The 24,225-nt window shown below is 51.2% G+C and carries 23 protein-coding genes; 14 read left to right on the forward strand and 9 right to left on the reverse strand.

From position 1 onward, the window contains the following. The first annotated feature begins 2 nt into the window (after window positions 1-2). The 12 genes from HXZ99_RS00300 to HXZ99_RS00350 all read left to right on the forward strand — a co-directional run bounded on the left by HXZ99_RS00300 (window position 3) and on the right by HXZ99_RS00350 (window position 11,838). A complete protein-coding gene (locus tag HXZ99_RS00300; protein ID WP_194755291.1) occupies window positions 3-1,313 on the forward strand; it encodes a tetratricopeptide repeat protein in 1,311 nt (436 codons plus the stop codon). Between the two features lie 300 nt (window positions 1,314-1,613). Beyond that, window positions 1,614-1,742, forward strand: coding sequence for a hypothetical protein (locus HXZ99_RS12295; protein WP_269434571.1), 129 nt, complete (start codon window positions 1,614-1,616; stop codon window positions 1,740-1,742). A gap of 96 nt (window positions 1,743-1,838) precedes the next feature. Next, window positions 1,839-2,216, forward strand: coding sequence for a response regulator (locus tag HXZ99_RS00305; protein ID WP_194755292.1), 378 nt, complete (start codon window positions 1,839-1,841; stop codon window positions 2,214-2,216). Then, window positions 2,216-2,773, forward strand: coding sequence for an adenine phosphoribosyltransferase (locus HXZ99_RS00310; RefSeq protein WP_194755293.1), 558 nt, complete (start codon window positions 2,216-2,218; stop codon window positions 2,771-2,773). Before HXZ99_RS00305 ends, HXZ99_RS00310 begins: the two co-directional genes overlap by 1 nt. A 100-nt stretch (window positions 2,774-2,873) precedes the next feature. Then, window positions 2,874-5,192 (forward strand): DNA polymerase III subunit gamma/tau, encoded by a 2,319-nt coding sequence (dnaX, locus tag HXZ99_RS00315; RefSeq protein WP_194755294.1) that lies wholly within the window; start codon window positions 2,874-2,876, stop codon window positions 5,190-5,192. Between the two features lie 73 nt (window positions 5,193-5,265). Then, window positions 5,266-5,598: a YbaB/EbfC family nucleoid-associated protein gene (locus tag HXZ99_RS00320; protein WP_194755295.1), complete on the forward strand. Its 333-nt coding sequence runs from the start codon at window positions 5,266-5,268 to the stop codon at window positions 5,596-5,598. Window positions 5,599-5,616: 18 nt separating this feature from the next. Then, window positions 5,617-6,222, forward strand: coding sequence for a recombination mediator RecR (recR, locus tag HXZ99_RS00325; protein ID WP_194755296.1), 606 nt, complete (start codon window positions 5,617-5,619; stop codon window positions 6,220-6,222). A 174-nt stretch (window positions 6,223-6,396) separates the two neighbouring features. Next, the gene (gene htpG / locus HXZ99_RS00330; protein WP_194755297.1) at window positions 6,397-8,307 is read left to right on the forward strand and encodes a molecular chaperone HtpG; all 1,911 of its coding nucleotides are present in this window, start codon (window positions 6,397-6,399) and stop codon (window positions 8,305-8,307) included. A gap of 152 nt (window positions 8,308-8,459) precedes the next feature. Then, complete coding sequence (gene adk / locus HXZ99_RS00335; RefSeq protein ID WP_194755298.1) at window positions 8,460-9,104, forward strand: adenylate kinase; 645 nt, start codon at window positions 8,460-8,462, stop codon at window positions 9,102-9,104. Between the two features lie 168 nt (window positions 9,105-9,272). After that, window positions 9,273-9,671 (forward strand): MAPEG family protein, encoded by a 399-nt coding sequence (locus HXZ99_RS00340; protein ID WP_194755299.1) that lies wholly within the window; start codon window positions 9,273-9,275, stop codon window positions 9,669-9,671. An 18-nt stretch (window positions 9,672-9,689) separates the two neighbouring features. Continuing rightward, window positions 9,690-10,454, forward strand: a complete 765-nt coding sequence (locus HXZ99_RS00345; protein WP_194755300.1) for an alpha/beta fold hydrolase — start codon at window positions 9,690-9,692, stop codon at window positions 10,452-10,454. A 22-nt stretch (window positions 10,455-10,476) separates the two neighbouring features. Continuing rightward, entirely contained in the window at window positions 10,477-11,838 is a 1,362-nt protein-coding gene (locus HXZ99_RS00350; RefSeq protein WP_228517476.1) for an MATE family efflux transporter, read from the forward strand. A gap of 2 nt (window positions 11,839-11,840) precedes the next feature. Here the strand turns inward: HXZ99_RS00350 and hisIE are convergent, their stop codons facing one another. The 9 genes from hisIE to HXZ99_RS00395 form a co-directional block, all read right to left on the reverse strand. Beyond that, window positions 11,841-12,470 carry a bifunctional phosphoribosyl-AMP cyclohydrolase/phosphoribosyl-ATP diphosphatase HisIE gene (gene hisIE / locus HXZ99_RS00355; RefSeq protein WP_194755302.1) on the reverse strand — a complete coding sequence of 210 codons (630 nt, stop codon included), beginning with the start codon at window positions 12,468-12,470 and terminating at the stop codon, window positions 11,841-11,843. A gap of 114 nt (window positions 12,471-12,584) precedes the next feature. Next, window positions 12,585-13,358 carry an imidazole glycerol phosphate synthase subunit HisF gene (gene hisF / locus HXZ99_RS00360; protein ID WP_194755303.1) on the reverse strand — a complete coding sequence of 258 codons (774 nt, stop codon included), beginning with the start codon at window positions 13,356-13,358 and terminating at the stop codon, window positions 12,585-12,587. After that, window positions 13,340-14,077 carry a 1-(5-phosphoribosyl)-5-[(5-phosphoribosylamino)methylideneamino]imidazole-4-carboxamide isomerase gene (gene hisA, locus HXZ99_RS00365; RefSeq protein WP_194755304.1) on the reverse strand — a complete coding sequence of 246 codons (738 nt, stop codon included), beginning with the start codon at window positions 14,075-14,077 and terminating at the stop codon, window positions 13,340-13,342. Before hisA ends, hisF begins: the two co-directional genes overlap by 19 nt. Continuing rightward, window positions 14,071-14,670 carry an imidazole glycerol phosphate synthase subunit HisH gene (gene hisH / locus HXZ99_RS00370; RefSeq protein ID WP_194755305.1) on the reverse strand — a complete coding sequence of 200 codons (600 nt, stop codon included), beginning with the start codon at window positions 14,668-14,670 and terminating at the stop codon, window positions 14,071-14,073. Before hisH ends, hisA begins: the two co-directional genes overlap by 7 nt. After that, a complete protein-coding gene (gene hisB, locus HXZ99_RS00375; protein WP_194755306.1) occupies window positions 14,667-15,740 on the reverse strand; it encodes a bifunctional histidinol-phosphatase/imidazoleglycerol-phosphate dehydratase HisB in 1,074 nt (357 codons plus the stop codon). The genes hisH and hisB overlap by 4 nt, the downstream gene beginning before the upstream one ends. Window positions 15,741-15,754: 14 nt before the next feature. Further along, window positions 15,755-16,858 carry a histidinol-phosphate transaminase gene (hisC, locus tag HXZ99_RS00380; protein ID WP_194755307.1) on the reverse strand — a complete coding sequence of 368 codons (1,104 nt, stop codon included), beginning with the start codon at window positions 16,856-16,858 and terminating at the stop codon, window positions 15,755-15,757. Then, window positions 16,855-18,192 carry a histidinol dehydrogenase gene (gene hisD, locus HXZ99_RS00385; RefSeq protein ID WP_194755308.1) on the reverse strand — a complete coding sequence of 446 codons (1,338 nt, stop codon included), beginning with the start codon at window positions 18,190-18,192 and terminating at the stop codon, window positions 16,855-16,857. The genes hisC and hisD overlap by 4 nt, the downstream gene beginning before the upstream one ends. Before the next feature lie 3 nt (window positions 18,193-18,195). Further along, window positions 18,196-19,092: an ATP phosphoribosyltransferase gene (gene hisG / locus HXZ99_RS00390; RefSeq protein WP_194755309.1), complete on the reverse strand. Its 897-nt coding sequence runs from the start codon at window positions 19,090-19,092 to the stop codon at window positions 18,196-18,198. Window positions 19,093-19,415: 323 nt separating this feature from the next. Continuing rightward, window positions 19,416-21,377: a YfiR/HmsC family protein gene (locus tag HXZ99_RS00395; RefSeq protein WP_194755310.1), complete on the reverse strand. Its 1,962-nt coding sequence runs from the start codon at window positions 21,375-21,377 to the stop codon at window positions 19,416-19,418. Window positions 21,378-21,456: 79 nt separating this feature from the next. On the opposite strand from HXZ99_RS00395, the gene HXZ99_RS00400 reads away from it, so the two are divergent. Then, window positions 21,457-23,439 (forward strand): ATP-dependent DNA helicase, encoded by a 1,983-nt coding sequence (locus tag HXZ99_RS00400; RefSeq protein WP_194755311.1) that lies wholly within the window; start codon window positions 21,457-21,459, stop codon window positions 23,437-23,439. A 41-nt stretch (window positions 23,440-23,480) separates the two neighbouring features. After that, entirely contained in the window at window positions 23,481-24,218 is a 738-nt protein-coding gene (tsaB, locus tag HXZ99_RS00405; RefSeq protein WP_194755312.1) for a tRNA (adenosine(37)-N6)-threonylcarbamoyltransferase complex dimerization subunit type 1 TsaB, read from the forward strand. Window positions 24,219-24,225 lie beyond the last annotated feature (7 nt).

Consider the following 24,225-nt stretch of genomic DNA (forward strand, 5'->3'; position numbering starts at 1 on the left):
CTATGAAAACACGAATCACAACAACACTGTGTGCTGCGGTCGTGGCGATGGGTTTGCTATCCGCTCCTTCAGTCGCGCAATCAATTGATGTTGGTTTTACGATTCCAACCGAAGCGCAGGTGCAAGAACAACGGGACAACCGACGCTCACAAGCGTTGGGAGACCGTGTTGCACGTCGCGTTATGGATGCGTTTGAGCTTTATGAGGCAGACGATATCCGTGGTGCGATTCAAACCTTGGAAGGTGCAACATTACGTACCGATTACGATCGGGCTTATGTAGCGCGTTTCAAAGGCACCATGTATGCAGCGTTAGAAGACGATCCACGCGCTCCGTCGCTGGCCGTTGAAAACCTGCGTGCTGCGGTGGTTCCAGATGTACTTGGCTGGAATGACCAACGTGCTGGTTTGCAATTGCTTGCGAATCTTTACCTGACTCAGGAAGATTATCAGAATGCGTTGATTTGGTTTGAGCGGTATTTAAAGTTCACCGGTGAGTGGGACGCAGACATACTTGTACGTATGGCGTCTTCACACATGGAACTTAAAAACTATAGCCGAGTCGTTGCCTTTGCTGAGAAAGCGATTAAGCATTACGATTCTCCTAATCGTAATCCGTACTTGCTAATGATCGCCGCACATTATGAGTCAAATAATGTGACGGGTGCCATTGACGCCTTGGAACGCGGTATTACTGTGCTCCCTGGTGAACATGGCTGGTGGTCGCAGTTGGGCATGTTCTACATGTTGAACGAGAACTACGATCGTGCTCTCGCAACCATGAAGATCGCTTATGATGCAGGTTATCTAGAGCGTGAAAATGATTTCCGTGCGTTGGTGCAGTTATTCTCCAACAACGGTATTCCATTTCATGCTGGCGAAATCATGACACGTCATATCGATCGTGGCCAAGTGGAGCCTACTGCGTCTAACTATGCCAACGCGGCTCGTGCGTATCATTCTGCACGTGAATTCCGCAAGTCAGCAGATGCGTATCGTCAAGCGATCGCCGCTTCTGATGATTCAGAGCAACAACAGGAATACTATCGCCGTATTGGTGATGCGCTCCTGTTAGCCGAGCGTTATCGTGAAGCAGCACCAGCATTCCAAGAAGCGATTCGTTTGCTTCCTCGGGGTGAAGATGCAGGCCGCTTATACATGTCATTGGCAGAAGCTTTCTTCTACAGCAATCAGTACCGTCAGGCACATGAAGCAGCTGTACAAGCACAACGTTTCTCCTCGACACGTCGCAATGCAGAGAGCTGGGCAAACTATATTAAGGACACGGCAGAGCGCCGCGGAGTTAGTATCTAGTTCGCTTTAGTAGTTAGCATTAGAAATAAACCGGAGCCCAGTGCTCCGGTTTTTTTTGGGTGAAATCTGTAACCAACGCAATGCGTTGGTCAGGTGCGAAGAGAATCTGTGGGGCATGTCGTCAGAAAGGGACCAACGCGGTGCGTTGGGTACGTTGTGGCGGGGGTGGACCAACGCGGTGCGTTGGGTACGTTGCAGATCAAAGTCGCAATTACGGAACCTAAAGTAGGGAACTTTCCAAAGGATTCAGGATCAGATATGATCGCGTCCCTTCGATAATGTTGTACGAGGAGTTGCCCCATGGCTGAACATGGCGAATTTAAAGAAAAAACGCGTGTAAGACATCTATTGCTAGCTGCCGTTATTTTCGTAGGTATTGCCCTATTACCTGTGGTGTTGCGTGTCATTGAGCTTGCAACAGGCGCGTAATGAGAATTTCACCCCCTTTGTTCACTTGGTGAACAATCGTTGATTTCTGCACATTAGTGCAGGAGCAACATTCAGACTTTTGAAAACGAGGAAGACATGGCATTATCGCTGTTACTGGTTGAAGACAACGCACGGACGCGTGACCAGATTATGGGAATGCTTGCGCAAACCCCTTATCAGGTTGAGATTGCAGTTGATGGACTCGACGGCTTGAACCGCGCCAGAAAAGCGTGTTTTGATGTGGTCTTGGTTGATCATAAAATGCCATTAATGGATGGCCTTTTATTGGTTAAGAATCTGCGTGATGATGCAGATTACGCTCAAACACCGATTCTGTTTATGACGACCTCGGAGCCTGAGCAAGTTCGTAAAAAAGCAGAGCGTATGGGCGCAGATCTTGTGCTTGGTAAACCGCTCGATTCGGACGAATTGCTCAGGAAATTACGCCAACTTTCACCACGCGATGTAGCCTAATGACACATTATGTCGCTGCGGACATGCGCAGCAATCATATTGCCCGGCGGATTACGCCGGTAGATAATTTTCCACAACCGGGTATTCGTTTTCGCGATATTACGCCGGCCCTGCAAGATCCCCGCGCCTTACGTAACAGTATTGATTTGTTTGCGGAGCGTTATGAAAATGTGGGTTTAACGCAGGTTGTTGCCATCGAAGCGCGCGGATTTATTTTCTCTGCGGCCTTAGCGGATCGGTTAGGCATTGGTTTAACCTTGATTCGTAAGCCTGGCAAGCTGCCGCGCGATGTATTTTCAGCAAGCTATATGCTCGAATACGGTGGTGACATTTTAGAATTGCATAAAGATGCGTTAAAGGCGCGCGACAAGGTCATTATTATGGATGACATGTTAGCGACCGGGGGCACTATGGGTGCCGCTGTAGAACTGGTGCGAAAAACCCCAGCGACGATTTATGAAACTGCATTTGTGTGCGAGTTATTGTATCTCAATGGTCGTAAAGCCTTGGATAAGATTGGTGTTAACAGTTACGCCATTTGCGCTTTTGACGAATAATTGAGAAGCTGAGTGCATTGCGCAAGCAGACACGTTATAAATAAGCGTGTGGAGTAAATTTACTCAAAATACTACTCAAAACAATAATAATGGAGTCGCGATGAGTTATCAGGTGCTGGCCCGAAAATGGCGGCCGCGTAATTTTTCTGAGGTTGTCGGGCAACAACATGTGCTCGAAGCTCTGACGAATGCGCTTACGCACCAGCGTCTTCATCATGCTTACTTGCTTACGGGTACGCGCGGTGTCGGTAAAACCACCATTGCGCGCATCCTTTCCCGTTCACTGAACTGTGTCACTGGCATTACCGCAACGCCTTGCGGTGAATGTTCTGCCTGTGTGGATATCGATGCAGGTCGCTTTGTTGATTTAATGGAAATCGATGCGGCGTCGCGCACTAAGGTGGAAGATACTCGCGAGATTCTTGAAAACGTGCAATACCGGCCAACCGCTGGGCGTTATAAAGTGTATCTTATTGATGAAGTGCACATGCTCTCGCGACACAGTTTTAATGCCTTGCTGAAAACGCTCGAAGAGCCGCCTCCTCACGTTATTTTCCTGCTTGCGACAACCGATCCAGATAAGCTGCCAATCACGGTACTGTCGCGTTGTTTGCAGTTTCATTTGCGTGCGCTCACCCGTGATGAAATTAGTGGCCAGTTAGCACACATCTTAAAGGCAGAATCGATTCCTTTTGATGCCGCGGCGGTGCAGCTGCTAGCACGTTCTGCGCAAGGCTCGATGCGCGATGCGCTGAGCCTCACGGATCAAGCGATTGCTCAGGGCAACCAAGAGCTTCGGGAAGATCAGGTCGCCCAAATGCTGGGACGTATCGATCCACATAATATATTGCGGTTGTTGGCGGCCATTGTGGCAGGGCAGCAATCGGATGTATTGGCACAAGTGCGCTCGTTGGTTGATAAGCTAGCGGATATAAGTCACTTACTTCCCGAATTACAGAATACTCTACATCAATTGGCGTTAGCGCAAGCGCTGCCCGACGATTTGGATGTTGAGTTTGGGGCCCATCGTGAACATATTGCAAAGCTAAATCAGGTTGTGCCGGCATCGGTTTGGCACCTGTACTATCGGCTTGTGGTAGAGGGTCGTAAAGAACTCGCCTTTGCTCCAGATGCGTTAACTGGGGTAGAAATGACGATTTTGCGTTTACTTGCCTTCCGCCCTCAACTGGAACCTGAATCTATTCCGGTATTGGGCGCGCCTGACCTTCAGAGTAAATCGCAGCCCAGCGGCGAAAAAAAAAATGAGCCGGTAGCGGCGGTAGTTTCTCCTAGTCCTGTTGCGAAAAGCCCAGCAATTGAACATTCCACTGCAGAACCTGAGCACGCGGCGAAATCAAAAGATACGCAACTCACGCCTGATATACCTTCAGATTCTCCTGCGTCTGCGGAAAAACCTAAGCAACACGACGCTGTCCGCTACGATGAGCCGAGTGTTCCTGAGTGGCTAGATGAAGACGACGATGATTTAGCTGACTTATATGCGCAACAAGCGCAGCTAGAACAAGAGACTCAGACTGCACGTGTATCCTCATCGCCTAAGCGCGATGGAGAAGAGCCTTCAGCCGACAAAGAGCCTTCAGCGGACAAAGAGCCTTCAGCCAACAAAGAGCCCTCAACCAGCAAAGAATCCTCAGCGCAGGTTGATACCGTTGACTTAAACGCGCTGATGGCCACGCGTAATCGCTTGGCGCAATTACGCCGAGGTAAAGGCAAATCCGATGGCGCTGCCGAGGCGAAATCGGGCTTAGATATCGAAGCGCGCGAACCTACAGTGTCTATGTCTGAGCCTAAGCCTGAGTCGGCCTCACCGGCGCCAGTGACCGAACCGGAGCCAACGGAATCGAACAACCAAGCGCCGGCACCGAAAGAAACGGTGCACGATCAACAAACAGCGCCGACAGAGCCGGTTGCGGTGGAATCGGCAGCTGATCCCGAATGCCAAGTTACGCCTACGGCATTAGCGACACCCGTAGCGGAAACAGCGGATGGTTCCCCAACGCAAACGCTGCTAGCCGCTTCGGAAGAAGTGCGTTTTGCGCGTCAAGTAGATGCTTGGAGTGCCCAGATTGATCAGTTTAATGTGATTGGTCTAACGCGGCAGGTACTATTGCATTCACTCTGGAATGAGGCTGAGGCCGAACTTTTGGTGGATGAAGACCAACAAGCCCTGCTTGGTGAAGCGATGCATGATGCGCTTCAGCAGTTGTTGCGCGAGGCATTGGCCGGTCGAGCCTTGACCATTACGTTCGGCAAGCCTGAAAATACACCGTTTCATATTCAGCAGGCCATTGATCAAGCGCGCCAAAAAGCAGCGGAAGAGAAAGTAATTGCTCACTCTGAGGTACGGGCGTTGCTCGGTGCATTTTCCGCTGAGGTTAAATCGGTCACGCCAGAATAGAGGCGTTTGCTACCAATTTCATGGTAAGATGGACGTCTAATGTTGACGTTGTAAACGAAAGAGAGAAGAGAACATGTTCAAAGGTGGAATGGGTAACATGATGAAGCAAGCGCAGCAGATGCAAGAGCAAATGCAGCGTGCGCAACAGGAAATCGCTAGCATGGAAGTGACCGGTGAAGCCGGCGCCGGCATGGTGAAAGTAACCATGTATGGCAATCACAATGTGAAGCGTGTCACCATCGACCCAAGCTTATTTGGTGATGAAGACGATCGCGAAATGTTGGAAGACCTGATCGCGGCCGCCACCAATGATGCAGTGCGTCGCGTGGAAGAAACGACCAAAGAGAAAATGGGTAAAGTGGCTGGTGGTATGGGATTACCGCCAGGAATGAAGCTGCCGTTCTAATATCGAGTCGTCTGATTCATGAAGAAGTTTAGTCCAGCGATAAGTGCGTTGATTGACGCCCTACGGGTGCTCCCTGGTGTGGGGCAGAAAACTGCACAGCGCATGGCTTTTCAATTGCTGGACCGGCAACGGGAGGGTGCAGCTCACCTGGCGACAGCGCTGCACTCGGCCCTTGAACTAGTGGGCCGATGCACGACCTGCCGTACCTTAAGTGAAACTCCAGAATGTCCAATTTGTGCCGACCCAGCGCGTGCTGAAGCGGGCTTACTCTGTATTGTTGAATCTCCCGCCGACGTATTGGCAGTGGAGCAAACCGGGCAGTTCCAAGGTCAGTATTTTGTACTAATGGGCCGGCTTTCGCCTCTCGATGGTATTGGTCCAAAAGATATCGGTTTGGACCGTTTGGAAGCGCGCTTTCAGCAAGGCCAAGTGCGGGAAGCGATTCTGGCGACCAACCCAACCCTTGAAGGCGATACCACCGCGCACTTTATCGCAGATTTGGCGCGTCGTTACGGCATCCAAGCTTCGCGCATCGCTCATGGCGTGCCTGTTGGCGGCGAACTTGAATATGTGGATCATACCACCTTGGGTCACGCCTTCTCTGGTCGTAAAACCGTTCTTTAAGCATGTTTCCCCCCTAGATTTTTTAATGAGCCCTTCAATTTACGGTTGAATTTTTCTCGGGCTATCCCCATTACTCCTTTAGACAACATGATCAGGCGACACCGGCTTGGCAACGCGCCAACTCGTGTTTGCATGCTCTTGAATTACCTTGATACTGAATGGAGAACACGCACCATGGCTGAGAGTCAGCACGCTGAAAAGCACGGATTTCAGACAGAAGTAAAACAGCTTTTGCATCTGATGATTCATTCCTTGTATTCCAATAAAGAGATTTTTCTTCGGGAGCTGATTTCAAACGCGTCGGATGCTGCCGACAAATTGCGCTTTAAAGCACTGCAAAATAACGACCTGATGGAAGGGGACGGTGAGTTGCGCGTGCGGATTAGCGTGGATGCCGAGCAAAATACACTGACCGTGTCAGATAACGGTATTGGCATGACTAAAGATGAGGTGATGTCGAACCTAGGCACCATCGCTAAATCAGGTACAAAGGAATTCTTTAGCCAACTTTCCGGTGACCAAGCAAAAGACTCTCAGCTGATTGGTCAGTTCGGCGTGGGTTTCTATTCCGCGTTTATCGTCGCTGATCGGGTAACGGTGCGCACCCGTGCTGCCGGAGAGAAAGAGGCAGTTCAGTGGGAATCGTCGGGCGACGGTGAGTTCACCATTATGCCGGTGACAAAGCCCGAGCGCGGCACCGAAATCACCTTGCATTTACGTGAAGATGCGAAGGAATTCGCTGATGCGTGGCGCTTGCGTTCGATTGTTAAAACCTATTCGGACCACCTCAACATTCCGGTGCAGATGTGGAAAGACGCGGAAGAGGAGCGCGAAGGCCCCGACGGCGAGAAAATTGAAGCGGTACCGGGTCATTGGGAAACGGTCAATGCAGGGAAAGCACTGTGGCTACGTGAAAAAAGCGACATTAGCGACGACGAATATAAAGAGTTTTACAAAACCGTGGCCCATGATTTTGATGAGCCCTTGCTGTGGACGCATAGCAAAGTGGAAGGGAAGCACGAATATACGAGTTTGATGTATATCCCAAAACGTGCCCCTTGGGATTTGTGGAATCGAGAAAGCCAGAAGGGCATTAAGTTGTATGTGCAGCGTGTCTTCATTATGGATGACGCTGAGCAATTTATGCCGACCTACCTACGCTTTGTGCGCGGTTTAGTCGATTCCAATGATTTACCCTTGAATGTTTCACGGGAGATTCTGCAAGACAATAAAGTGACCCGCGCCATGCGCAGTGCAAGCACCAAAAAGGTGTTGCAAGCGCTCGCTCGCTTAGCCAAAAATGAGCCTGAAAAGTATCATGACTTTTGGGACAACTTCGGTAATGTGTTGAAGGAAGGTCCGGCGGAAGATCAGGGCAACATAGAACGCATTGCTGAGCTTCTGCGCTTTGCTTCTACCCATGATGATGTCGCCGAACAGCGGGTGTCACTAGATGACTACATTGAGCGCATGAAAGAAGGCCAAGAGGCGATTTACTATATTGTTGCCGATAGTCATGATGCCGCGAAGAACAACCCGGCGCTCGAAGTGTTTCGCAAGAAAGGCGTGGAAGTGCTATTGCTGTCGGATCGCATTGATGAATGGCTGATGAGCCATATTGACGAATACAAAGAGAAGAAGTTCCAATCGGTTACTCGCGGTGATCTCGATTTAGGTGAACTGGAAGACGAGGCTGACAAAGAAGCGCAAGAGAAGCTTGAGAAAGACTTTGATAGCACTCGGGAACGTTTTGCCAAAGCATTGGGTGATAAAGTGAAGAAAGTTCGCGTTACCCACCGCTTGACGGATTCACCGGCCTGTATCGTTACCGACGATCATGATATGTCGACGCAAATGGCAAAACTGATGGAAGCGGCTGGCCAGAAAGTACCGGAAACCAAGTACATTTTTGAGCTGAACCCTGAACATCCGCTGGTGCAACGTATTGCGAGTGAACAAGACGAAAGCCAGTTTGGCGAGTGGGCTGAAGTGTTGCTTGAACAAGCGACTTTAGCTGAGCGGGGAAGTTTGAAAGATCCGGCAAGTTTTATTCGCCGATTAAACAAACTTCTGCTGGCTGTTTAAAGGGAAGCAAAGCCAGCGAAACAGCGTCTCACAAAAGCTGCTCTTAACACAAGGTCGACGATGGTCGGCCTTGTTATTTGGGGCATTGAAAGGTAAAGTTGGGCGCATAATTTTTTGATACTTCCGATGATTAATATTTTAGGGGACTTACCATGCGGATCATCCTGCTGGGTGCGCCAGGCGCAGGGAAGGGCACGCAAGCCCAATTTCTGATGAAACGATTTAATATTCCGCAGATTTCCACTGGAGATATGCTTCGGGCGGCCATTAAAGCCGGCACTGAATTGGGCAAAAAAGCCAAGGAAGTGATGGATGCGGGGCAGTTAGTTTCCGACGATATTATGATTGGTTTGGTCCAAGAACGCGTTAGCGAAAGTGATTGTGAAAATGGCTTTTTGCTCGACGGATTTCCACGCACGATTCCCCAAGCAGATGCCATGCAAGAAGCGGGCATCGATGTCGATGTGGTGCTTGAGTTCGATGTACCCGATGACGTGATTGTGAAGCGCATGGCAGGACGTCGTGTGCATCCTGGATCAGGTCGGGTATACCATGTCGACCATAATCCGCCGAAAGTAGAAGGCAAAGACGACGTCACCGGCGACGACTTAGTGATTCGCGAAGACGATAAAGAAGCCACAGTGCGTAAACGTTTGGCGATTTATCACGAGCAAACCAAACCATTGGTTTCTTATTATCAAAGTCTGGCGGAGCAGGGCGTTGTGCAGTACCACAAGGTAGATGGCACCCGCTCTGTTGAAGAAGTTACTGCCGATTTGAAAAAGCGGCTGGGATAATCCACCCCTGTTGACCAAGAGGCTGCCATTGGGCAGCCTTTTTTATGGAATCTGTGACGGCGTGCGGTTATTTAGGTTAATTTCTCGTATACTTTGGAGCGCTTGTTAGTTCGGGGCGCAGCGGTAGAAACAACACCCCTAATCACAAAAAATAGAAACGAGGCTTTTATGTTGTTACCCATTACCAGTTTATTTGCAGGGCTATTAACCCTGTTATTGATTGTACTATCTGTGCGGATTATTCAGCTGCGCTGGCGCCATCGCGTGGGCATTGGCCTAGGTGAGAGCAAGGATTTAGAAGTTGCCGTGCGCATTCATGGCAATTTCGTCGAGTATGTTCCGCTTGCATTGATTTTGTTGGCGTTGATTGAATTTACCGGGGCCAATGCGATGCTGCTTTATGGTCTAGGCGGGTTGTTATTTGTGGCTCGAATTAATCATGCCATTGGTCTTACCCGCTCGATTGGCCCAACGATTTATCGCACCATTGGTGTGCTTGGAACCTTCGTGATGTTGTTGGTAAGTGCCGCTTACTTGATTGGCTACGTGTTAGGTTCGCAACTTTAAACAAGGAATGTGTGTTTCATGAATGATGTGAGAATTCTTGCGTTGCATAGCTCGCAAAGTCACAGTGGCCAATGGCGTAGCCTGCAAACTGCGCTTCACGCAGCTATGCCAGAGTTACGTTTAGAGGCCGTTGATTTGATTGGGTACGGGCAAGGGCCCGCACTGATGAAGTCGCCCCATGAGTTTCGATTTGATGATGAACTCAAGGCGCTTCATGTCGATGGCTCCTTGCACGGTGATGAGCCGTTAGTTTTGCTGGGTCATTCCTATGGTGGTGCCCTGGCGCTGCGGCTTGCCCGCGAGCTAGGCAAGCAGGTGCTTGGCATTATTTTGTATGAGCCGGTGGCTTTTCATGTACTACCCAAAGATGAGCCGGCGCGCGCGGAAATTGTTGCCATCGCCCAGAAAATGGATGAACTCAGTGATGTCGATGCGACCGAAGCCTTTGTCGATTACTGGAATCATCCGGGCTATTTTGCGCGCTTGCCTGGGCGAGTGAAAGAGATGATGGTGGCGCAGCAACGCAAGGTTCAAGCAGATTTTCATGCTCTTCTCGATGAGCCGGCAGGATTAGCTGATTATCAGAGTGTGAGTTGCCCTGTGCATTTATTGCATGGCAGCGAATCACCGTTATCGAGCCGAACTGTGGCCGCGTTGTTAGCCTCAGTGCTGCCCAATTGCCACTGCATTGAAATACCTGCAGGGCACATGGCGCCGTTAACCGAGCCAGGCTTGGTCAATCCGCATATAGTAAAAGCAATCGAACAGCTGCTCGCGCGTTAAGTTAGCGCGACGGAGAATGAACATGCGCCATTTGTGGCCAGAAACCAAAAAGCTTGCTCTGCTTACTGGGCCTATTTTGATTGCGCAACTCACGCAAATGCTGATGGGCGTGGTGGATACCCTGATGGCAGGGCGGGTGGGGCCAACTGATTTAGCCGCGGTAGCGGTCGGTAGTGCGATTTGGATCCCGTTAACGCTGTTGGTGTTTGGTATGGGCTTGGCGCTAGCGCCAGTGATTTCCCATTGTGATGGTGCTGGCGATCGCAGCGCGCTGGGGCGTCATGTTCAACAAAGTTTTTATACCTGCACGATTTCCGCGGTACTCACCGGTTTACTATTATTGCTCGCCCCTTATTTTTTGGTCGTCATGGATGTAGAGCCGGCGTTTCGGACCATGACCATGGATTATTTGCGCTACATTTTGTGGGGGCTGCCAGCCTTCGTTGTGTATGTGGTGCTGCGCAATTTTTGCGAGGGTTTGTCGCACACCATGCCGTCGCTGGTCATTGGCGTGATAGGCTTGCTGATTAATATTCCAGCCAACTATATCTTTATTTACGGCAAGTTCGGGATGCCGGCCTTCGGTGGTGCTGGGGCAGGCATTGCTTCGGCTATTGTATTGTGGGGAATGGCGGCGAGTTTATTGCTGTATGTGCTGTGCTCACAGCGCTATCGTAAACTCAATTTACTGCAAAAGTGGCATCTGCCGGACTGGGATGACATGTGGCACTTTGTGCGCTTAGGCTTTCCTATCTCGATGGCGCTATTTTTCGAAACTAGCTTGTTTGCGGCAGTGGCTATTCTGATTGCGCCGTTAGGCACCATCATGGTGTCGGGCCATCAAATCGCTTTAAACGTGTCCTCGGTGGTGTATATGGTGCCGTTGAGCTTAAGTATGGCAGTCACCTTGCGGGTTGGCTTCGCTCTGGGCGCTCAGAAGCCCGAGGATGCCATGAATGCGTATAAGATAGCCATGTTGATGGGTGTGACTTTTGCTGCCGTGAATGGCCTCGGGATGTGGCTTGGTGGGCAATGGCTGGCAAGTTTGTACACCGAGAACCGAGAAATCATCGAATTGGCAGGCACCTTGTTAGCCTTGGCCGCCATTTTTACGGTGTCTGACACCTTTCAAGCCATCTCAATTGGCGCATTGCGGGGGTATAAAGATACCCGCGCTTCGATGATCGTTACCTTAATCGCCTATTGGCCCTTTGGATTAACTGTAGGCGTCGTTCTGGGATTAACGGATTGGGTGGTGCCGCGCATGGGTGCCGCTGGCTTCTGGATCGGCTTTATATCAGGCCTCAGCGTGGCCGCCGTTCTCCTCACCATCCGCCTCTTCCGCGTCCACCGCCGCTGGCAAACAGTTCCACCCCAGGGGTAGAGCTATTTACGGCGGCTGCGCAGGGTGTTGACGACGTCGGTGAGGGAAAGATCGCGCGCTTGCAGCACGACCAATAAGTGATAAAGCAAATCGGCACTTTCATTGAGTAGGGCGTCGTCGTCTTGTGCCACTGCAGCGAGAGCCACTTCGACCCCTTCTTCTCCTACTTTTTGCGCACAGCGACGAATGCCATCGCTAAGTAGTTTTGCGGTATAGCTTGACCCTGCATCGCCAGCAGCTAATGCCGCTTTGCGCGCAGCAATGGTGCGTTCTAACTCAATCAATTCACTGGCGACAGGCTGCTCTTCCGGCGACCAGCAACACTCGTTGCCTAAGTGGCAGGTAGGACCTTGAGGGTGGGCAAGCGCCAAAATGGCATCGTTATCACAATCCGCGGTTAATGACACCAGTTTGAGGGTATGGCCGGAGCTTTCTCCTTTCGTCCACAGGCGCTGTTTACTGCGGCTGAAGAAGGTAACATTGCCGCTGCTCAAGGTTGATTGTAGTGCTTCTTCATTCATATAGCCTTGCATAAGTAAGCGACCACTTTCAAAGTCCTGCACCATGCATGGGAGTAACCCTTGCATTTTATCCCATGCCAGCTCATTGAGGTTGTCTGGGTTAATTTTCATAACATCGTCCTTTTGACTCTGTGTAAATCGTTCTTCAACACGCACTGCCGTCGAGTTCTGCCCCTGGGGTGGAACTTGGTGTCGCCGTTGAGTTCCACCCCAGGGGCGGAACTGTTAGGCGCGGATGGTGATACCGGCGTTGCGTAACTGGTGTTTGAGTTCATCCATGGGGATGATGCCTTTGTGAAATACGGAGGCGGCGAGGGCGCCGTCGACGTTGGCTTCACGAAAAACATCGATAAAGTGTTCTATCGCCCCGGCGCCGCCAGATGCAATTAAGGGGACGCTGCATTGCGCGCGAATTGCGGCAAGTTGCTTCACATCGTAGCCTTGCCGAACGCCATCCTGATTCATGCAATTGAGTACAATTTCACCGGCACCACGCGCAATCACTTCTTGCACCCAATCAGCGGTTTGCCATTGCGTTTTGAGCGTTCGGGTTTCATCGCCAGTAAATTGATACACCTCATATTCGCCAGATTCTGCGTTAAAGAAGCTATCTACCCCAATAACCACACATTGCTGTCCAAACTCATCAACCAATTCATTAATTAGCTCGGGGCGCCGCAGCGCCGGGGAGTTCACCGAAATTTTGTCGGCACCCATGGCCAGTATATCCCGTGCCTGTTCGACGCTTTGAATACCGCCGGCCACTGCAAACGGAATATTGATCACTTCCGCCACACGACTCACCCAGGACTTATCCACAACACGATTATCGGAGCTGGCGGTAATATCGTAAAATACCAGTTCATCGGCACCTTCCGCGGCATAGCGGGTGGCCAAGGGTACGATATCGCCAACCACTTCATGATTGCGAAATTGCACGCCTTTCACCACCTGACCGGCGCGCACATCAAGACACGGGATTATGCGTTTTGCCAGCATGCGAGTGCCTCCTCAAGGGTAAACTTCCCGGTTAGTAGGGCTTTCCCTAAAATCACACTATCGCAATTCACCGCGGCGAGTTGAACCAGATCATCGAGGCTAGCGACGCCACCCGAAGCTTGCCAAACAATGCTTGGATAAGCACTTTTGAGGTCGGCATAAAGTGCCACATTTGAGCCTTGCAAGGTGCCATCGCGGCTAATATCGGTGCAAAGTACATGACGCAGCCCACGTTCTATATACTGGTTGAGCAAATCATCAAGGGTAACGCTACTTTTCTCTTGCCAACCCTCTGTGGCTAGCCAACGTTGCCCGTTGTCATCGATAAAGATATCCAGCGCGAGTACAATCGCCTCTGGACCAAATTCGTCCAGCCAAGCCAACACCGTCTCAGGATCCTTCACGGCTTTAGAACCAATCACCGCACGTTTTACACCCGCGTCTAGCAGGCCGACTACATCATCGCGAGTACGAATGCCTCCGCCGGTTTGGATAGGCAAGCCGGTGGCTTCGGTTATGGCTTGTAGTAGCGGCAGTTGGCGCTTTTCAATATCTCGGGCGCCGTCTAAATCCACTAAATGCAAAAACTTGGCACCGGCATCGCGGTAGGCTGTGGCCACCGCAATGGGATCAGCATGATAGGTAGTTTGTTGGTTAAAATCACCTTGGTATAAACGCACCACTTCGCCACGAATGAGGTCTAAGGCAGGGATCAGCATGATAACTCCAAAAAATTCTTTAATACGCGGGCTCCATCGGAGCCTGAACGTTCAGGGTGAAACTGCACCCCCATAAAATTATCTCGGGCTATGGCCCCCGAGAACGCTTGCGTGTACTCGCATTTGGCAATGGTGAACTCTGAAACCGGGGCCGCGTAACTGTGCACGTAATAGAACCAAGGGTCCTGTAAACCGGCAAACAGAGGGTGATCGCCCACTTGCGTTTGATTCCACCCCATATGAGGTAACGGCTTATGCTTGGCTGTCGTCATCCGCTCGATACTGCCAGGAATAACACCTAAGCAATCAATTCGTCCGCTAGCAGATTCGTCGGAACTTTCGGTTAGCATTTGCATGCCCAAACACACCCCAAGCATTGGCTGGGTTAGCGAGCGCAACGTATCAACTAGGGCAAGCCCATGTAAAGAGCGCATTGCTGCGGCTGCCGTGCCGACACCGGGCAGCACTACGCGCTCAGCATTACGGATAATCTCTGGATCGGCGCTAATGATTGGGGTTACGCCTAAGCGGCGAAAGGCAAAATCGACTGAGGCCAAATTGGCAACCCGTGTGTTCACAATCACCAGACTCATGCCAACACTCCCTTACTCGATGGCATTTCGCTGCCTTGCTTACGAATGGCTTGGCGTAGGCCTCTACCAAATACTTTAAACAAGCTTTCAACCTGGTGATGAGCGTTGCCTTCGGTGGTACTTAAGTGCAGCGATATTTTCATGGTATCGCATAGGCTTCGGAAAAAGTGCGGTACCATCTGCGTACCCAATTGGCCCACGGTTTCCGCGCTAAAGTCGGCATCGAAAACCAGAAAGGGTCGTCCGGAAATATCCAATACGCACTCGGCGCGACATTCATCCATAGGGAGCACAAACCCAAACCGTCCGATTCCGCGTTTATCACCTAATGCTTTGTGCAGCGCTTCACCGAGAGCGAGCGCGGTATCTTCCACGGTGTGGTGATCATCAATGTGAAGGTCACCGGTTACCGACACTTGCAATGAAAAGCCGCCGTGGGTGGCGATTTGCTCCAGCATGTGGTCGAAAAAACCAAGTCCGGTGTGAATGGCGATAGGGCCGGGGGCGTCGAAGTTCACCGCAATGTTTATATCAGTTTCTTTCGTAGTACGGGTTACTTTGGCAGTGCGCGGAGCCGAGGTTAAGTGTGCGACGATCTGTTTCCAACCATTCGTTTCACGGCTATAGCGAATGCCTTTAATGCCCATGTTGGCGGCCAATTGCAAATCAGTATCACGATCACCAATGACAGCGGATTGGGTGAAATCGACTAATCCTTCCTGTAAATACCGCTGCACCAAGCCGAGCTTGGGCTTACGGCAGGTGCAGTTGTCGTCCTCAAAGTGAGGACAAATAAGCACCTCATCAAAGCGGATATCGTGGGCTGCAAATAACGCCATCATGGCGTCATGGGGGGCATCAAAGTCTGCTTGCGGAAAGCTGTCGGTTCCCAGACCGTCTTGGTTACTGACCATAACCAAGCGATAGCCCGCTGCCTGCAGATCTTGCAATGCATTGACGACATGGGGCTCATACACCAGCTTATCGAGGCGATCGAGTTGCTTATCAATAGGGGGTTCTTCTACCAGGGTGCCGTCCCGGTCGATAAATAAAATCTTTTGCTGTGCCATAAAATCCTCCGGGATTAAGCCGCTGGCGCGTAGTTTGCCAGCACCTCTAATAATCGTTCATTCTCTTCGGGGCTGCCTACAGTAATACGCACGCATTCGCTAAGCCCTAGTTGCGCCGATTGATTGCGCAGCAGAATACCTTCTGCCTGACAGTGCTGCATAAGCGCTGCGGCATTTTCCACCTGAATCAAAATGAAGTTGGTGACGCTCGGTACCATGGTACGCACCCAAGAAAACGTAGGAAGCACGGTCAGTAAGGCTTCTCGTTCCGCCACAATCTCAATGGTATTTTGTCGGGTTACCAAGCGTTCATCGAGTCTGAGCGCCTGACGGGCAATTTGCACACTCACATCGGGCAGTGGATAGGGAGCTAGCACAGGCAACAGCGCATCTACGATAGATTTATTGGCTAAGGTGAAGCCAACGCGAATTCCCGCAAGCCCGAAGGCTTTCGATAACGTGCGCATCACTACCACGTTTTCGTATTGGTCCAAATAGCGCGCCATAGTGGTCGAGGCTGGTTGATCGACAAACTCGATATAGGCTTCATCCACCACCACCAGCGCCTTACCTGCACACATGGCAATCACGGCTTCCATATCTTGCTGACGCAACTGATTACCTAGCGGGTTTGATGGGTTGCACAAAAACACGACTTTCACCGAATTTGCACTGTCGTTTAGCGCCGCTTCGATGCCTTTTAAATCAAGTTGCCAATTTTCTTTTTGTAGTGGCACTGTGATGGTTTCGTTATGGTTAATCGCCGCCGAAATGGCATACATCCCATAGGTAGGCGGACAAATTAGAATTTGGTCGCGGCCAGGCTCGCAAAAGGTGCGAATGAGTAGCTCTATACTTTCATCACTGCCCCGGTGGCTTACCACTTGCTCTGGGTTCACGCCAGCGTAATCCGCATAGGCTTTATTGAGTGCTTGATTTTGAAAGTCTGGATAACGATTAAGATCATCCGTAGCAACCTGATAGGCACGACCAAAGGGCGATTCATTGGCATTGAGCCAAATTGAACCGCCCGACATGCTGCGGCGCGCTGATGCATAGGGGGTAAAGCTGCGCAGGTGTGGACGCAGCATCGATTGAATCCAAGATAATTGATTCATGACTGTGACTCCTGTTGCGCGCGATCCCTGCTGAAACGCTCGCTATCTAAACGCAAGGATACGGCGCGCAAGTGCGCATCGAGAGATTCTTCTGCGGCCAGATCGATAATAGCACTACCGAGTGCCTCTAAACCTTGGGCGCTCACGGTTTGTACGGTGTAGCGGCGGTAAAAATCAAGCAATCCTAAGCTGCTGTAGTTACGCGCAAACCCGTAGGTAGGCAATACATGGTTGGTCCCTGTGGCATAGTCGCCCCCAGACTCGGGCGTGTAGTGCCCGACAAAGATAGATCCAGCGCGGGTGAGTTGATCAAGCCAAGTTTCAGGCGCCGAGAGTTGAATGCTTAAATGCTCAGGGGCATAAGATTCGCTAATGGCTACCGCTTCGGCAAGATCTTGGGTGCGAATTAAACTGCTGGCGGCCATGGCTTGGGCGGCGATATCCCGTCGTGGCAAAGCGTGTAATTGGCTTTCTAGTTCGACTTGGACGGCTTCTAGCAATGCCATCGAAGGGCTTAAGCAAATCACCTGTGAATCAGGCCCGTGTTCTGCTTGTGATAGTAAATCGGCAGCAACAAACGCCGGCTCTGCGGAATCATCTGCGATAACGAGCAGTTCCGAGGGACCTGCAGGTAAATCAATTGCCGGCCCACCAGCGCGCTGGCTGACTTGTTGCTTGGCTTCGGTAACATAACTATTACCAGGGCCAAATATTTTATCTACCGCTGGAATGGTTTCGGTACCCATCGCTAGGGCCGCAATTGCCTGTGCTCCGCCGCCAAGATATACCGCGGTGACACCACATTGCACGGCAGCGTAACAAATCGCTGGTGTTAATTCGCCGGCACTATTAGGTGGGCTAATTAAGACACGGGTAGGGCAGTTGGCGATTTGCGCCGGCACCCCCAACATAAGTACGGTGCTGGGTAAGCTGGCGCTCCCTCCGGGAATATAAAGACCTACCGAACCCATGGCTGCAAAGCGCTGTTCGCATTGCACGCCCGGCATGGTCTCTACCTTTACGGCGGTGGGTTGTTGCGCCTCGTGGAAACAGCGAATGTTGTTGTAGGCGGTATCAATGGCGGCCTTCACGTTGCTCGGGGTTTGTTCTGCAAGGGCACGCACCCGACGCATGGGCAATTCCGTTTGGGTGAGGCGAACCTTGTCAAAACGGGCAGTTAGTTCCAGCAGCGCCGCATCGCCACGGGTGCTGACATCGGCGATAATGGTCGCTACTTGCTCTCGAAGCGCGGCGCTGACCTCTTGCACCGGCCGCCGCAAACATTGTGTGCGCTGCGCCGAGTCCATTGTTTGCCAATTCAGAATTTGTTGCATGGCTTACCCCATCATTTTTTCAATCGGCATCACTAGAATTGAGCTACAGCCCAAGGCTTTCAGTTGTTCCATGGTTTCCCAGAACAAGTTCTCGGTACTGACCACGTGAACCGCAACTTGGCTGTCGCTGTGACTCAATGGCAGCACGGTGGGGCGTTCTGCGCCAGGTAAAATCGCCTCGACTTCTTCAAGCCGGTCTTTCGGTGCGTGCAGCATGATGTATTTGCTTTCTTTCGCAAGTTGCACGCCATCTAGACGCGTAAGCAGTTTCTCCACGAGGGCTTGTTTTGATGCACTTAAGGCCTCTGAGCGTTGGATGATTTGCACTTGCGAGCGGAAGATGACCTCCTGTTCAACCAGGCCATTGGCCTCCAAGGTTGCGCCGGTTGATACTAAATCACAGATGGCATCGGCCAGACCTGCCCGCGGGGCCACTTCTACGGAACCGGTGAGCATCACGGTGCGCGCATTAACGCCTTGTTGCTTTAAGTAGCTTTCAAGCAAGCGTGGGTAAGTGGTGGCAATTTTCTTTCCGTTAAGATCCTGTAGCCCTTGATAGTTCTCTTCTTTCGGAACCGCCACACTCAATCGGCAGAAGCCAAAATCGAGACGGCGTAATGGTGTAAAGCCGTTAGCTTGTTGTTTAATGGCGCGTTCGAGACGCTCTTCTTCCAACACATTCTCGCCCACTAAACCTAAATCAACGACCCCATCCATCACTAAGCCAGGAATGTCGTCATCGCGCACGCGCAATAAGTCGACCGGATGACTCGTGCTGTGGGCCATGAGCCGGGCCTCGTGCAGGTTAAATTTCACCCCGCAGGCTTCGAGCAATTTCATTGATTCTTTGCTCAGGCGCCCTGATTTTTGTACCGCGATGGTTAAACGTTCGTTGCTCATGGTGTATGTCCTGTATTGGTCTTACAAATTCATTAAAAAAGCCCCGGTAAGGTACGCTTCCGGGGCTTTTTTCGATTGATTCTGGAAGGTACCGGATAGGAACGGTCCTTCCTCACTGTGGAAAGGCCGCTCAGTGGGGATGGTGATGATGATGCAATACAACGCCTGAACGCGGTGATGCGTTCACTATGCCTTGATTGAAGTTGTATAGATAATTCATCATCTACGCCTTGATTTTCTGTCTTTCCTGAAAAAGTTGTATGAATTCTATCAGCCAAGTATAAAAAAGCAAGCACTCTTTTGTGTAACCTTACCGGCGCCTTTTAGATGCGTCGCGGTAAGGTGAGGGTAAAGGTGGTGCCTTGCTCTGGAACGCTGCGCACGGAGATGTCGCCTTTTAGCTTCTGGCGCACCAAGTTGTACACAATCGGCATCCCTAATCCCGTTCCGCCTTCATTACGCTTGGTTGTAAAGAAGGGATCGAAAATACGGTTAAGAATTTCCGGTGGCATCCCTTTACCATTATCACTAAACATCAGTTTTACCTGATTACCGGCAACGGATTCAGCCGTTAGCTGTAACTGACCGCTAGGTTCATCGAAGGCATGGCGTATGGCATTGGTCACCAAATTGGTAATAATTTGTGCCATGGCGCCAGGAATCGTCACCATCCTTAATTCATCGGGAATATCGATTTCATATTGAATTCCGGCACGACGCAATTCAATTGAGAGCGTCGACATCACCTCTTCAAGATACACTTTCAGATCGATTTCCCGTTGCTCCGCGACCATTTGGTCAACGGCAATTTGCTTGAAGTTGGTAATCAGGGCACCCACGCGGGTGAGATTTTTCTGGGTGAGAGATAACGATTCCGTCGCCCGGCCAATGAAGCTTTGCAGATTGTCGCGGGTGAGATTTCCTTGCTCTAGCTGTTCATTCAACAGGGTAAGGCGATCATGCACCATGGATGTCCCGGTAATGGCGACACCCAGCGGCGTGTTTACTTCGTGGGCGACGCCGGCAACCAGGTTACCCAAGGCGGCCATCTTCTCTGATTCGATCAATTTATCTTGCGCTTCATGCAAATCAACGAGAGTTAAACGCAATTGATTCGCCTGCTTGCGACTCTTCATAAAGAGGATAACGGTGGTGAGTAAAAACAGCAGTACAAATAGGAACACCACGCCGATAGCCCACAAGTAGAGACGTTGGCGGTCGATGGTACGCTCTCGAGACTCCAGTAACGCCAGTTGTTCGGCCAATGCCGTGCGCTGATCACGAAGTTGCTGCTGTTGCGCCGCTAACACGGTACGGTTAGTGGCGATACGCTCGGCTAAGTCGTCACTTTCAACTTGCTTTTGCCGTAATTGAAACTCTTTTTGCCGTAATTGCTGTTGTTGTTCTTCCAGCGCTTGTTCACTGTCGCTTAAGGCCCGTTGAATTTCCTGTAGCTGGGTTTCTCGTTCAAACAGGATTTCTCGCTGCTCATCAAGCTCTTCAAGAAGCTCTTGAAGAACCGACTGTTGGCTTTCCATCACTTGCTGTTTGTCTTCTAAGGTGCCTTGCTGCGCCCGCAAAACCGAGTCGCGTTCGCGAACGGTTTGCTCCAGCACGTCGATGCGATTATGCAATTGCGCATTTTGCTGGGTTAATTGTTCAATCTCTGCCCGTAATTGGCGGCGCTCGGATATCATGTCGCGCAAGGCCCCTTGCGCGCGGCGAAGATTTACCGCCGCCTCGAGCTCACTGCCGCGCAGCATCAACAAATCACCGGATGCACGCAACCCAGTATCGTTGATGCGATCCATGTTGACTTGAAATGCCAAGCGGTTCTGAGTGGTGGGTATAATGTTTACCATCATATCTTCACGCACTTGAGAATGCTCGGAGATGACGAGTAAGGGCCGAATTCGGGCCGTATTGAATACCGCATTTAACTGATTGCTGGCGCTTGGGCCCACATACACTAAATCGACGCCGGTTAATTGGGAGGCACGATTTATCGAGCGAACATTTAAGGTCATGCCGCGCACTGGGGAGAGTGGCGCGTTGATCATTTCTTCATACACGCTGGGATAGCCAAGAATACCAATGGTTAACTCAGACCGGTTTTCTTCATCGGGCCAAGTGACGTAATTCACAACACTGGTGAGGTAGGCTGCGCGCAGCTCTTCCGCTGAGAAGCTATCGCGGCTTTGCGCATAGCTCACTGGGGTAAACAGCACGCTCAGCAACAGTGCGCTGAGCACGATAAATTGCACCCTAAAAGGTAATTTAAGCATGTACCCACACCTCATAACATTCGGTTTCCCACACGACTTATGAAATAATAACCGACAGCATATCGCAAAGGACGAATGGATGTCAGAGGTTCGCGCAGTTTTTGCACCGGAAGGTGCCCTGAGTCAGTCACTTCCCGGCTTTCAGCCGCGGCCAGCGCAACAGGCTATGGCCGCCGCAATTGCGGCTTTAGATAAAGCTGGCGCGCAGCTCGTGGTGGAAGCGGAAACGGGCACTGGCAAAACATTCGCCTATTTGGCACCGGCGTTACTGAAAGGCGGCAAAGTGATTTTGTCGACCGGTACGCGCAATTTGCAAGAACAGCTATTTCATCGTGATCTGCCGCGTTTGCGTGAAGCGCTTGCTCCGAGGGCAGTGGCGGCCTTACTAAAAGGACGCTCCAATTATTTGTGCATTCAGCGTTTAGAGCAAAATATTCGCCATCCGGTGGATGCCGATGAATTAATACTCGATCAACTCCAAACGGTGCGCGACTGGGCCAATCGCAGTAAAAGCGGTGACTTGAGCGAACTGACCACTCTTCCCGAAGATGCACCAGTGTTGCCCCGTGTAACCAGCACCATTGATAATTGCTTGGGCCGTGAATGCCCCCATTATGAAGACTGCTATCTGGTAAAAGCACGCAAGGAAGCGTTAGAAGCCGATATCGTTGTGGTTAACCACCATTTATTTTGCGCAGACTTGGTGTTGAAAGATACCGGGTTTGGTGAGCTGATCCCGGCCGCGGACTTAATTGTATTTGATGAAGCACATCAATTACCGGATATCGCCAGCCAGTATTTCAGTGATACCGTCTCGACACGGCAAATCGTGGAATGGTGTCGCGATATTCAGCTTCTGTATAAAACCGTGGTGCGCGATGCGCGAAGCCTGTCACAGATTGCGGATCAGCTCGAGCGCGCCGCCCGTGATTTAAGGCTGTGTTTCCCGATTGATCCGGAGCGTGGGAACTGGCGTGACGCCCTGCAAAAAGACGATTTAAGCCAATCGAGCACACGCTTGGGGGAACTGATTAGTCGAGCGCGGGCCATTTGCAAACAATTGCTCGGGCGCGATAAAGATTTAGATAATTGCTATGAGCGCTTAGAGCTTATTCACAAGCGCTGGGAATTGCTGCAAGCCACCCAAATAACCGGTTATAGCTATTGGTTTGAGAGCACGCCGCGCCATGTCAGTATGCACCGCACGCCATTATCGGTGGCGGAGCCTTTCGGCAAGCAACTGGCAGAACAAGATGCCCGTTGGGTATTTACGTCGGCCACACTCACCGTGAATGGCTCGTTTGATTATTTTTGTGAGCGTCTGGGTGTGTCGAATGAAAACACCATGATTCTGGATAGTCCGTTTGACTTTCAGCAACAGGCCATGCTGTGTTTGCCGCGCTATTTACCCGAACCTCACGAACGCGCAATGCCCCAAGCACTGGCTGATATTGTCAGGCAGGTGGTTGCTCACAATAGCGGGGGTACCTTTGTACTGTTTACCAGCCACCGTATGCTGCAATTAGTGGCTGGGCTGGTTCAAGATACGCTCTCACGACCCGTATTAATTCAGGGGCAAACCAGCAAACGGGAGCTGCTCAATCAATTTGTTGAGGCGGGCAATGGCGTACTTTTGGGTACCAGCTCGTTCTGGGAAGGCGTAGATGTGCGCGGAGACGCGTTGCGCTGTGTTATGATCGACAAACTCCCCTTTAGCTCGCCTGATGAGCCTCTGCTGCAAGCGCGAGTGGAAGATGCGAAATTGCGCGGACTCGATCCTTTTGCCAGTATTCAAATTCCGCAAGCAGTGATTACCATGAAACAGGGCGCGGGACGATTAGTACGCGATGTTACCGACCGCGGCGTACTGATTATCTGTGACAATCGTTTGGTAACGCGCCAGTACGGGGCGACCTTTCTTGCCAGCTTGCCACCGATGGCGCGAACTCGTTCGCTACAGCAAGCATTAGATTTTTTGCAGAAGGCGCCACCGCCACAAAGTAATGACCCGGCAGGGGATGAAGAATTGAAAGCGGTGTCGACGTCGACACCTGACATCTAAATGCGATAACGATACGTTCGTACTCAGTAGGTAAGGATTCAATGAACAACAAAGCAGGCAAACCCACGCTGTTAGCAATTGATAGCGCCACAGAATTTTGTTCTGTGGCGATTCAACAGGGCGATCAGGTATTTGTGCGGGGGCAAGAAGCGCCCCGGCAACATGCAAATCTGCTGCTGCCTTATGTGCAAGATGTACTGACAGAAGCGGGAATGACGCTTGCAGATCTCGACGCTATTGCTGTTGGCAGTGGTCCTGGTAGCTTTACTGGGGTTCGTATTGCCGCCGGTGTTGCCCAAGGCTTGGCGTTTAGCCAAAATATTCCTCTGATTGGGGTGTCTAGCCTACAGGCAATGGCACAACAGGCGTATCGTAAGCACGCTGTTCATCATGTTGCTGCGGCCATTGATGCGCGGATGGGAGAAGTGTACTGGGGAACCTGTTCCCTGCAGCATGGTCTGATGGTTATGGACGATCCCGCGCGAGTATGTCCACCTTCACAGGTGAGTGTACCCTCGAATCAAGCGGTGGATACACAGTGGCATGGCGTAGGAACAGGGTTTGAAACCTATGCGAATGAATTGCCGGAAGCACTGCGGGCTTCATCAGAGCTTGCTCATATTCCACATTTGGCGGATGTGCGCTTCCCGCACGCTGAAGATATGCTAGTTTTAGCGCAGGCGGCGTGGCAAGCTGGAAAGGCCGTTCGCCCTGAACAATTTGATGTGGAGTATGTGCGCAATGAAGTCACGTGGCAGAAATTGCCCGGGCGCGAATAGGCGCACT

The organism is Aliidiomarina indica (genome assembly GCF_015354615.1).
Taxonomy (GTDB): domain Bacteria; phylum Pseudomonadota; class Gammaproteobacteria; order Enterobacterales; family Alteromonadaceae; genus Aliidiomarina; species Aliidiomarina indica.

What these genes read in the sequence shown, in the direction of transcription:
- tsaB (WP_194755312.1), top strand. Translation starts at nt 23,481, where the DNA reads ATGAACAACAAAGCAGGCAAACCCACGCTGTTAGCAATTGATAGCGCC.
- HXZ99_RS00305 (WP_194755292.1), top strand. Translation starts at nt 1,839, where the DNA reads ATGGCATTATCGCTGTTACTGGTTGAAGACAACGCACGGACGCGTGAC.
- HXZ99_RS00350 (WP_228517476.1), top strand. Translation starts at nt 10,477, where the DNA reads ATGCGCCATTTGTGGCCAGAAACCAAAAAGCTTGCTCTGCTTACTGGG.
- HXZ99_RS00400 (WP_194755311.1), top strand. Translation starts at nt 21,457, where the DNA reads ATGTCAGAGGTTCGCGCAGTTTTTGCACCGGAAGGTGCCCTGAGTCAG.
- adk (WP_194755298.1), top strand. Translation starts at nt 8,460, where the DNA reads ATGCGGATCATCCTGCTGGGTGCGCCAGGCGCAGGGAAGGGCACGCAA.
- hisD (WP_194755308.1), bottom strand. Translation starts at nt 18,192, where the DNA reads ATGCAACAAATTCTGAATTGGCAAACAATGGACTCGGCGCAGCGCACA.
- HXZ99_RS00300 (WP_194755291.1), top strand. Translation starts at nt 3, where the DNA reads ATGAAAACACGAATCACAACAACACTGTGTGCTGCGGTCGTGGCGATG.
- hisG (WP_194755309.1), bottom strand. Translation starts at nt 19,092, where the DNA reads ATGAGCAACGAACGTTTAACCATCGCGGTACAAAAATCAGGGCGCCTG.
- hisB (WP_194755306.1), bottom strand. Translation starts at nt 15,740, where the DNA reads ATGGCACAGCAAAAGATTTTATTTATCGACCGGGACGGCACCCTGGTA.
- HXZ99_RS00310 (WP_194755293.1), top strand. Translation starts at nt 2,216, where the DNA reads ATGACACATTATGTCGCTGCGGACATGCGCAGCAATCATATTGCCCGG.
- HXZ99_RS12295 (WP_269434571.1), top strand. Translation starts at nt 1,614, where the DNA reads ATGGCTGAACATGGCGAATTTAAAGAAAAAACGCGTGTAAGACATCTA.
- hisC (WP_194755307.1), bottom strand. Translation starts at nt 16,858, where the DNA reads ATGAATCAATTATCTTGGATTCAATCGATGCTGCGTCCACACCTGCGC.
- hisH (WP_194755305.1), bottom strand. Translation starts at nt 14,670, where the DNA reads ATGAGTCTGGTGATTGTGAACACACGGGTTGCCAATTTGGCCTCAGTC.
- HXZ99_RS00395 (WP_194755310.1), bottom strand. Translation starts at nt 21,377, where the DNA reads ATGCTTAAATTACCTTTTAGGGTGCAATTTATCGTGCTCAGCGCACTG.
- hisF (WP_194755303.1), bottom strand. Translation starts at nt 13,358, where the DNA reads ATGCTGGCAAAACGCATAATCCCGTGTCTTGATGTGCGCGCCGGTCAG.
- HXZ99_RS00320 (WP_194755295.1), top strand. Translation starts at nt 5,266, where the DNA reads ATGTTCAAAGGTGGAATGGGTAACATGATGAAGCAAGCGCAGCAGATG.
- hisA (WP_194755304.1), bottom strand. Translation starts at nt 14,077, where the DNA reads ATGCTGATCCCTGCCTTAGACCTCATTCGTGGCGAAGTGGTGCGTTTA.
- htpG (WP_194755297.1), top strand. Translation starts at nt 6,397, where the DNA reads ATGGCTGAGAGTCAGCACGCTGAAAAGCACGGATTTCAGACAGAAGTA.
- dnaX (WP_194755294.1), top strand. Translation starts at nt 2,874, where the DNA reads ATGAGTTATCAGGTGCTGGCCCGAAAATGGCGGCCGCGTAATTTTTCT.
- HXZ99_RS00340 (WP_194755299.1), top strand. Translation starts at nt 9,273, where the DNA reads ATGTTGTTACCCATTACCAGTTTATTTGCAGGGCTATTAACCCTGTTA.
- hisIE (WP_194755302.1), bottom strand. Translation starts at nt 12,470, where the DNA reads ATGAAAATTAACCCAGACAACCTCAATGAGCTGGCATGGGATAAAATG.
- recR (WP_194755296.1), top strand. Translation starts at nt 5,617, where the DNA reads ATGAAGAAGTTTAGTCCAGCGATAAGTGCGTTGATTGACGCCCTACGG.
- HXZ99_RS00345 (WP_194755300.1), top strand. Translation starts at nt 9,690, where the DNA reads ATGAATGATGTGAGAATTCTTGCGTTGCATAGCTCGCAAAGTCACAGT.